Genomic DNA, 9740 nt, shown 5'->3' on the forward strand with positions numbered 1-9740 from the left:
TGACAAGGAGTATCGATGCAGATTACCTCAGGCCTGCCTGAAGGCTTTAACGCCGGCGCGTACGACATGATTGTCGTCGGTGCTGGATGTGCCGGTGCCGTTTGCGCCCGCCGTCTCGCCGAGACTATCGGCTATCGTGTTGCCGTTTTGGAGCGCCGTAGCCACATTGCGGGCAATGCCTATGACTGCACTGACGAGGCCGGAATCCTGATCCACGAGTACGGTCCGCATATCTATCACACCTTTAACGAGCGCGTGCACAATTTCCTGTCGCGCTTTACCAAGTGGACGGATTATCAGCACAAGGTGCTCGCCAACATCAACGGTACCCTTATGCCCGTGCCCTTCAACCATGCGAGTCTCAAGCTCGCCTTTGGTGACGAGCGCGGCGAGGAGCTGTATCAGAAGCTCGTGGAGACCTTTGGCAAGGATGTCAAGGTGCCCATTATGGAGCTGCGTAAGAAGAACGACCCCGACTTGGCCGAGGTCGCCGATTACGTCTACGAGAACGTCTTTTTGCATTACACCATGAAGCAGTGGGGCCAGACGCCCGATCAGATCGACCCCTCGATCACCGGACGCGTTCCCGTCTTTGTGGGCGATGATGACCGCTACTTCCCGCAAGCTCCCTTCCAGGGCATGCCGCAGGAGGGCTACACGGCGCTCTTTGAGCACATGCTCGACCACGATCTGATCGACGTGTTCTGCGACGTGGACGCCCGCGATCTCTTTGAGATCGACGAGACCACCGTCAAGATCGATGGCAAGGTCTACGGCGGCGAGATTGTCTATACCGGTCCTCTCGATGAGCTGTTCAACCTCGACTTGGGTGCGTTGCCGTACCGCACGCTCGATATGAAGTTCGAGACGCTCGATATGGACCAGTTCCAGCCCGTGGGCACCGTCAACTACACCACGAGCGAGGACTACACGCGTATCACCGAGTTCAAGAACATGACCGGTCAGGTCCTGCCCGGCAAGACCACCATCATGAAAGAGTACTCCAAGGCCTATACGCCCGGCTCGGGCGAGACGCCGTACTACGCCATTCTTGAGCCCGAGAACCGTGAGCTCTATGAGCGCTATCTTGAGCGCGTCCAGAACCTGACGAACTTCCACCCGGTGGGTCGTCTGGCCGAGTATCGTTACTACGATATGGACGCCGTGACCAATTCCGCCCTCGATCTTTCGGATGAGATTATCGCCTGCCATGCATAAAGTCATAACATTCGGTATTCCCTCGTATAACGCCGCCAAGGACATGGACCATTGCATCACCTCCATCTTGGAGGGGAGCAATTACGCCACCGATATCGAGATTATCGTGGTGGACGACGGCTCCAAGGACGAGACGGCCGCCAAGGCCGACGAGTGGGAGGCCCGTTATCCTGGAATCATCCGCGCGGTGCACCAAGAGAATGGCGGCCACGGTATTGCCGTCCTTTCGGGTCTGCGCGAGGCACAGGGCACCTACTACAAGGTTGTTGATTCGGACGACTGGCTTGACGGCGCTGCCCTTTCGACCATGCTGTCGATTCTGCGTGGCTTTGAGGAGCGCGACCAGCGCGTTGACCTGTTTATCTCGAACTACGTGTACGAGAAGGTTTACGAGGGCACGCATACCGCTATTGGCTACAAATTTGCCCTGCCGCGCAAGAAGATCTTTTCCTGGGATCAGATCGGTCATTTCCGCCTGGACCAGAACCTACTCATGCACAGCCTGTGCTATCGCACGGATGTGCTGCGCGAGTCCAACCTTCCCATGCCGCCGCACACGTTCTATGTGGACAACATCTACGCCTACGTGCCGCTGCCGCGTTGCAAGACCATGTACTACGCCGACATCGACCTCTATCGCTACTTTATCGGTCGCGAGGGCCAGAGTGTCAACGAGGCCACGATGGTCAAGCGTCTGGACCAGCAGTTCCGTGTGACGCGCATCATGATGGAGTCGTACCACCTGTACAGCGATGTTGAGTCGTCGCGTCTGCGCTCGTACATGATGGGCTATTTCACCATGATGATGGCGATCTGCTCGGTGCTCACCAAGCTTTCCGAGGAAGATTGCGCCGACGAGCGCCTAAAGACGCTGTGGAATGATTTGAAGGCCTACGACGAGCGCATGTATCGTCGTGCCCGCTACGGCGTGGTCGGGTTCTTCACCAATCTGCGCGGACGGGCCGGAGACAAAACCACACTCGGCCTATACCGTCTTGCCTCAAAGATCTTCAAATTCAACTAGCTGCCGAGTAATCGCTGCTGATAGGTTGACTGGGCCCCTTGGCCTTTAGTTTGCTACTGCGAACAGTCCTGCTCGCACGGAAAGCACATTAAGTGCTTTCCGGCTCGTGCGGAACTTGTATCAAACTAAAGGCCAAGGGGCCTCTGCTATAAGAATCGATTGTCAGGTTATTTGAATTTGAAGATCTTCGACGCGCGGTACACAGGGGCCTGGGCTGAAAAAATATTAGTTGGTAGTCGGTCGGAGGCGGGCGGGCATTACGTTTGTCGCGAGTTCCGCATGCAAAGAAGGCCACTTAATGTGGCCTTCGTCTTGCATAGGACTGTAGAGCAGCAAACGTAATGCCCGCCCGCCTCCGACCGACGGTCGAGTGAGATTACTTCGCAGCACCTGGGATTCCGTGGGAGGTTTTGGCGGTTTTGGCTCCGTTTACGATGGCGGTCTGTAGGGCCCTTACGGCGAGCATGCCCAGCAGGTCTAGGGGAACGGCGGCGCTTGCCTGGGCGCCCAGTTTGCCGCTGGCGAGGGTGTAGATGGTGTCGCCGTCGTTGGTGGTGTGTGTGGGGCGGATGGCGTGTGCGTAGGCGTCTGCGGCCATCTGGGAGACCTTGGTGGCTTGTGCCTTAGTGAGTTCCACGTTGGTGACGATGCAGCTGATGGTGGTGTTGGTGCGGTCGAGCGGCATCTGCATGGATCCGGCGGCGGCAAAGGCTGCGAGTTCCATGTCGACGATCTGGTCGCTATCGGCTGCGGCGCGCATGCCGGCGACCCACTCGCCGGTGAAGGGGTCGACAACGTTGCCGCAGGCGTTGACCGAGACCACGGCGCCCACCTTGATGGGGCCGAGTGCCACGGCGGCAGCTCCAAGGCCGGCCTTCATGCAGGTGGCAGGCCCCATGAGCTTACCCACGGTAGCGCCCGTGCCGGCGCCTACGTTGCCCTGTTCGAGCTTGGTGGGGGTGTGGTCGAGTGCTTCGCGCACGGCGGCGATGCCGGCCTCAATGTCGGGGCGCACGGTGGGGTTACCAAAGGCGATGTCGAAGATACAGCTGGAGCACACGATAGGCACCTGCGTGGGGCCGACGGGAAGGCCGATGCCGCGGCTCTCAAGCTCGCGAGCGACGCCGCTTGCAGCCTCGAGGCCAAAGGCCGATCCACCCGAAAGGCAGACGGCGTGGACCTTGTCGACGGTGTTCTCGGGTCGCAGCAGGTCGGTTTCGCGCGATGCTGGAGCACCGCCGCGAACGTCAACGCCGCCGGTGGCGCCCTCGGGTGCCACGATTACGGTGCAACCGGTGCCGGCCTCCTCGTCCGTATAGTTGCCATAGCAAAAGCCATCGACATCGCAGACGTCAATGGCCTCGAGCAGTGTATCCATGTTTAACTCCTATCGGTTTTCCGCCGCGCCTTGTGCCCGGTCGGGATCCGTACGGTACGCCAAAATTGTAGGCGCCGGGGGATACCCAGCGCCAGATGCAATTACGAGAGTTTTTGAATCGCGCGCGCGACGCGGGCGATGGGTAGGCCCACCACGTTGTAGAAGTCGCCCGAAATATCGTGCACGAGCATGCGTCCTCCTGTGCCCTGAATGCCGTAGGCGCCGGCCTTGTCCATGGGCTCACCCGAGGCGACGTAGTGCTCGATCTGCTCGTCGGTGAGCTCGTAGAACGTCACGTCGGTCACATCGACAAAGGACAGGCTTTCGGCGGCATGCGGGGCGGCCGTATTGCCTGCCTTAACGATGCAGACGCCGGTTGCGACCTGGTGCGTGCGGCCCGAAAGCTCACGGAGCATAGTGCGCGCCTCGTCCTCGGTTGCCGGCTTGCCCAGAATCTTGCCGTCAAAGGTGACGATGGTGTCGGCCGCGACCGTCAGCTCATTGGGCTCGGCATACTCGGCAGCAACGGCAGCCGCCTTGGCGCGTGCCAAGCGCTCGACAAGCGTGAGCGGGGCCTCGCCATCAAAGGGCGTTTCGTCGATATCCGCGGGAATCACGCGAATGTTGTAGCCTGCCTCGCGCATCAGCTCTATGCGGCGCGGCGATTGCGAAGCCAAAATCATAGTTGGATGCCCTCGGCGACCTTCTCGACGGCCTTGTCGCCGGCGAGCGTGCGCAGCAGCTCCAATGCAAAGGGGAGGGACTGTGCCATGCCGCTGGCAGTGATGATGTTGCCGTCTTGCGTGACCTTCTCGCCGGTATAGGCGCCTTCGGGGAAGCTTTTCTCAAAGCCAGGGAAGCACGTGGCGTGGCGCCCCTCGAGCAGGTCGAGCTCACCCAGGATAAACGGGGCGGCGCAGATGGCGGCGACGTGCTTGGTTGCGGCGAACTCGCAGACTACGTCGCAGACGCGTTGATCTGCGCGCAGGTTGGTGGCACCTGGCAGGCCGCCGGGCAGCACGACGCAGTCGTACTCGTCAAAGTTGATCTCATCAAAGAGCGCATCGCAGGTCACGGGGATCTGCAGCGAGCTTACGACCTCGCGCGTGGGCATGATCGAGACGAGCGTGGCACGCACGCCGCCGCGACGCATGACATCGACCATGGTCAAGCATTCAATAGTTTCAAAGCCATCGGCGGCGAGAACGGCAACGCTGGGCATGAGGGTTCCTTTCGTAAGACGGCATACAATTAGCCGTCTTATACCCCGAAGACATACGCTTGCCACGCTCGATTTCCCAATGTTTAAAAAGGCACGGGGATTAAATAATCATTCGGTACAAATTGATTATTTAATCTCCGTGCCAGAAAAATCATCGGGCGCGGCCTTGGGCAAACAGTCTAGTTGCGCTTGAGGTGGACGACGGTTTCGCAGTGGAAGGTTTGCGGGAACAGATCGACCGGTGTGATCTTGACGGGGGAGAAGGTGCCTTCCCCGACAAAGCGCTTGAGATCGCGCGCCAGGGTGGCAGGGTCGCAGCTCACATAGGCGACATCGCGCGCACTCGTGCTGGCGATGAGGTCGATGGCCTCGGGCGCCAAGCCCGCGCGTGGTGGGTCGACCACCAGGACATCGGCGTCCTGGTCGGGGAACTCGCGCACGGCATCGCCGCCGATGACGTCGACGTTATCGAGCTTGTTGATCTCCAGGTTACGGCGCAGGTCGCGCACAGCGGGGCCGTAGGCCTCGACGGCGGCGACAAAGTCGCAGCGGCGGGCGAGCGGCAGGGTAAAGGTGCCGGCACCGCAGTACAGGTCCACGGCAAGCTCGTCTTCCTGCGGGTCGAGCGCTTCCATGACAAGATCGATCAAAATCTCGGCACCCTTGGTGTTGACCTGGAAAAAAGACGGGGCAGACAAGCGCATCTGACCCTCGGCGATATTCTCGGTCCATGAGCCCTCTCCGGCGAGCATTTCGACCTTGGAGACACGGCGGGCCTTCTTTTCGCCCTTGCTCATCACGCGCACGATGCTCGTGGGATGAGCGGCGTCCGCCAGCACGCGGGAGACCTGCGAGCGCGGAAAAGAGCCTGTGGGCGTCCAGAGTGCGACCTCGAGTGCCTTGGTGCGGCGCGATGCGCGAATGCCCACGCGTTCGAGCCCCAAGTCATGGCTGCCGCTTAGATAGTTGAGTGCGCCGACGACCGATTTGAGTGCCTTGGGGAAGCGTTTGTCGAACAACGGGCACGAATCGACGGTCACGATCTTGCGAGGATCGACACCGTGCATGCCAAGGCGCACGCGACCGTTGACGACGGTCGGTTCGAGCTCGATTTTATTGCGGTAGCCCCAGTCGTCCTTGGTGTGGCAGATGGGCTGTACCAACTCATCGACCTGCTCAGGAGCGAACTTGCCGATGCGCTCGAGCGTGGAGCGCAGGTTTTGCTCCTTGGCGGCGAGCTGTGCCGTGCGTGAGAGATTGCCCCACGAGCAGCCGCCGCAGATGCCCACGAAGGGGCAGGGAGGCTGAATGCGATCGGGGCTTGGCTCCAGAATCTCGGTGGTGCGGGCACGCATGAACGACTTGCCGTCCTGTACGACCTCGGCCTCGACGGTGTCGCCTGCCACGGCGCCCTGCACAAAGACGGCCTTGCCGTTGTCGGCGTGCGCCAGCCCGTCGGCGCCGTAGGTCATCGATTCTATAGTGAGCTTCATATTCCTGCCTGTCATTCGCGTTGTTGTTCGCACCATGGTAGCAGGGAAAAGCGCCCCGCATCCGAGGCTTTCCTCAAATGCGGGGCGCTTCTACAAACTGCTTCTACAAACGACTATTTCGTCTTGCCGGTAATGAGCGTCTTAAGACCCAGGCCGATCAGACCCAGGCCCATGCGCACGCGACCGGGGCGATGGCGCTCGATGGCCTTGGTCTTGCCGGCGGGCTTATCGCGACGGGCGCTCGTCTCGGGTGCGGGCTTGGTGACCTGCGGCTCGGGCTGAGGTGCAGGTGCGGGCTCGGGCTCAATGACGGTCGCCTGGACCTCTTGGACCTTGGGTGCTGCTGGCTGCGACTCGGCCTCGGGGGCAGGTTCCGCCTCAATGACGGGCTCGGGCGCGGCGGCCTCGGCGTTGCGATAGGCACGCTCCAGCAGGGCTTCCTGCGAGTTGAAGGGTTTCTCACCCTCTGCACGCTCCACGGGGACCCAGGTGCCGTCGCTCGTGAGGCTGCGGGCCTTCACGTTGTCGCGCAGCTGCATGCCCATGTACTCGTGCACCAGGGCGCGGCAGGTGGGGTCGAGCACGGGGAAGGCAATCTCCACGCGGTGCTCGGTGTTGCGCGTCATCATGTCTGCCGAGCTCAGGTAAATCATGTCCGAGTCCACGCCAAAGGCGTAAACGCGCGCGTGCTCCAAAAAGCGTCCGACGATGGAGCGGACATGCACGTTCTCGGTCTTGCCCGGAACACCGGGCTTGAGGCACGAGATGCCGCGGATGATCATGTCTACGCGCACGCCGGCACACGATGCCTCGGCGATCTTGTCGATAACCTCGCGGTCGGTCAGCGAGTTGAGCTTAAAGAACACGCGGGCGGGCTCGCCGGCAAGGGCGCGCTGGATCTCGCGGTCAAGCCCGCGCATGATGAGCGGTTTCAGTCCGACGGGCGCCACACCCAGGAAGCGGTAGTCGCCGCGCAGGTTGCCCAGCGACAGATTGCGGAAGAACAGGTTGGCGTCCTCGCCGATGCCGGGATGGGCTGTCATGAGCATAAAGTCGCTGTAGAGTTTGGCCGTCTTCTCGTTAAAGTTGCCGGTGCCCAAAAGCGTGAGGCGCGTTAGCGCCATGCCCTCGCGATAGGTGAGCTGGCAGATCTTTGAGTGGCATTTAAAGCCCTCGGAACCATAGATGACGGTGCAGCCGGCCTCTTCCAGGCGCTCGGCCCACTCGATGTTGTTCTGCTCGTCAAAGCGGGCACGAAGTTCCATGAGCACCGTGACCTCTTTGCCGTTCTCGGCAGCATCGATCAGCGACTCGCACAGGCGGCTCTGCTTGGCCACGCGGTAGAGCGTGATGCGCAGCGAGATGCACTCGGGGTCGTAGGCGGCCTCGTGCACCAGATCCAGGAAGGGGTTCATGGCCTCGTAGGGATAAAAGAGCAGCTTGTCGTGCTGCAGCACCTGCTCGCGGATGGAGCGGGTCATGTCGATGGTGGGATTGGGCTGCGGCCTAAACGGCGTAAAGAGCAGCTCGTTGCGCAGGCGCTCGGGAATCTTGCCCTCAATGCCAAAGACGTAGCCCAGGTCGAGCGGGATATCGCAGGTAAAGACAGAGCGGCGCGAAAGCTCGAGCGCCTTGCGGATGGTCTTGAGCGTTGCCTTCTCGAGCGACCCCGAGACCGCGAGCACTACCGGCTGCAGACGCAGGCGCTTCTTGAGGATGCGCTTCATGTGCTGGCGGTAGTCCTCTTCCTCTTCGACGCCCTCGCCGTCCGGATCGATGTCGGCGTTGCGGGTGACGCGGATCAGCGCACGATCCAGCGGCTTATAGGAGCCAAAGCAGCTGTCCAGGCAGGCGAGGATGACGTCCTCGAGCAAGATGTAGGAGTAGGTGCCGGTGGGCGAGGGGATCTCGACCACGCGGTTCATCGAGGCGGGAATCTCGATAAGGCCCAGCAGGCTCTCCTCGTCGGTGGCGCCGTCCAGACCACAGGCCAGATAGAGCGCGCCATTGCGTAGGTTGGGGAAGGGGTGGCGAGGATCGATGACCAGCGGCGAGATGACCGGCGACACGTAGGCCTGGAAGTAGCGGGTTACAAAGGTGCGCTCCTCGGGCGTAAGCGAATCGATGCGGGCGCGGTGAACGCCCAAGGTGTCGAGCTTGCCCTCGATGCTCTTAAAGATGGACTCCCAACGGGTAAGGAGCCCGGGCATTTCGGCCATGACAGCATCGACCTGTTCGGAGGCGGTCATATTGCTCTTGTTGTCGACAGGTTGCTTTTTGAGCTCTGCCAGATCGGACAGGCCGCCCACGCGCACCATGAGAAACTCGTCGAGGTTAGACTCGAAAATCGACACGAACTTTAGACGCTCGAACAGCGGAACGGTCTCATCGAAGGCTTCGTCAAGCACACGGTTGTCAAAGCGTAGCCAGCTGAGCTCTCGGTTCTGCGTGTACGAGAAGTCGCGAGGCGGTTTGCGCAGCTTTGCGGCGGCTTGCTTTTTTTCGATTTTGCTCGGCATATGCATCTGTCCGTTCAGTCCCCGCAGGGGACGGTAGCCTAACCCTATTCACTATTGTCTCAATTTAGTCGACTTGTGGCACGGACGTATTGTGCGAACGGTATCTTTACCTACTTCTTACGCTGACAAGTCATAGGACTGACGCCCTGCTCGTCTGCAAGCGGTCTATATCCTCACTCAACTGGTACGTAAGTGTGAATAAGAATGATGGATAGCTGAATATCATTGAATGCAGGCGGAAACGTAAACAAACATCATTTATATACATAAAACCGATTTAGCTATGCAATTCTGAATCAAAAGTTTAGAGACGCAATCGCAAATGGTTTTTAAGAAAAAAGAGCGTTTACCTTAGAAAAGTTACTTTAGAACGCCGAAGTACATCATGGGGGAATCACATGCGATATACCGTTCATCGCACTTTGTTGACCGTTCGGGGGCGAGGTGGAATTGCGGGTGGAATTTGGATATAACTAGAGCTGTCAGCAAGCAGTGCCCGTTACGGAAGGGCGCTGAGAGATTCGGCCGAAAGGCCCGAAAGAAAGGTAGGAGGCCATGACGAAAGGTCTGCACGTGCCTTCCGAGATCGGCAAGCTCAGGAAGGTCTGCCTGCACCGTCCCGGCGACGAGCTCCTCAACCTGCCGCCCGACGAGCTCGAGCGACTCCTGTTCGACGACGTCCCGTTCCTGGAGGTCGCGCAGCAGGAGCACGACACCTTCGCCCAGATCCTGAGGGACCAGGGCGTGGAGGTCCTCTATCTCGAGAACCTCGTCGCCGAGGTGTTCGACCAGGTCCCCGGCGCCCGCGCCGAGTTCACCGACCAGTACATCGCCGAGGCAGGCATCCGCGGCCAGCACATGCCGCAGATCGTCCGCGAGAAGCTGG

General features: G+C 60.2%; 8 protein-coding genes. 3 read left to right on the plus strand and 5 right to left on the minus strand.

Going from position 1 to position 9740, the window contains the following annotated elements:
* Nucleotides 1-15 precede the first annotated feature (15 nt).
* Nucleotides 16-1218: a UDP-galactopyranose mutase gene (gene glf, locus AAAX35_RS07225; RefSeq protein ID WP_349117194.1), complete on the plus strand. Its 1203-nt coding sequence runs from the start codon at nucleotides 16-18 to the stop codon at nucleotides 1216-1218.
* Entirely contained in the window at nucleotides 1211-2242 is a 1032-nt protein-coding gene (locus tag AAAX35_RS07230) for a glycosyltransferase family 2 protein (protein ID WP_022094096.1), read from the plus strand. The genes glf and AAAX35_RS07230 overlap by 8 nt, the downstream gene beginning before the upstream one ends.
* 376 nt (nucleotides 2243-2618) lie before the next feature.
* On the opposite strand, the gene AAAX35_RS07235 is transcribed toward AAAX35_RS07230, so the two are convergent.
* From AAAX35_RS07235 to ppk1, 5 genes are all read right to left on the minus strand, one after another.
* On the minus strand, nucleotides 2619-3620 hold the full coding sequence (locus AAAX35_RS07235) for a P1 family peptidase (protein WP_349117195.1): 1002 nt from the start codon (nucleotides 3618-3620) through the stop codon (nucleotides 2619-2621).
* 101 nt (nucleotides 3621-3721) lie between these two features.
* The gene (locus AAAX35_RS07240; protein WP_349117196.1) at nucleotides 3722-4303 is read right to left on the minus strand and encodes a Maf family protein; all 582 of its coding nucleotides are present in this window, start codon (nucleotides 4301-4303) and stop codon (nucleotides 3722-3724) included.
* The gene (locus tag AAAX35_RS07245) at nucleotides 4300-4842 is read right to left on the minus strand and encodes a DJ-1 family glyoxalase III (RefSeq protein ID WP_055287259.1); all 543 of its coding nucleotides are present in this window, start codon (nucleotides 4840-4842) and stop codon (nucleotides 4300-4302) included. Before AAAX35_RS07245 ends, AAAX35_RS07240 begins: the two co-directional genes overlap by 4 nt.
* A 179-nt stretch (nucleotides 4843-5021) precedes the next feature.
* Nucleotides 5022-6350 carry a 23S rRNA (uracil(1939)-C(5))-methyltransferase RlmD gene (rlmD, locus tag AAAX35_RS07250; protein ID WP_349117197.1) on the minus strand — a complete coding sequence of 443 codons (1329 nt, stop codon included), beginning with the start codon at nucleotides 6348-6350 and terminating at the stop codon, nucleotides 5022-5024.
* A 98-nt stretch (nucleotides 6351-6448) separates the two neighbouring features.
* Nucleotides 6449-8854, minus strand: a complete 2406-nt coding sequence (gene ppk1 / locus AAAX35_RS07255; protein WP_349117198.1) for a polyphosphate kinase 1 — start codon at nucleotides 8852-8854, stop codon at nucleotides 6449-6451.
* 555 nt (nucleotides 8855-9409) lie between these two features.
* Here ppk1 and AAAX35_RS07260 point away from each other — a divergent pair.
* Nucleotides 9410-9740 (plus strand): arginine deiminase family protein (locus AAAX35_RS07260; protein ID WP_349117199.1); only part of this gene is annotated, 331 nt, incomplete at its 3' end.

The organism is Collinsella sp. CLA-ER-H11 (assembly GCF_040092445.1).
GTDB lineage: Bacteria > Actinomycetota > Coriobacteriia > Coriobacteriales > Coriobacteriaceae > Collinsella.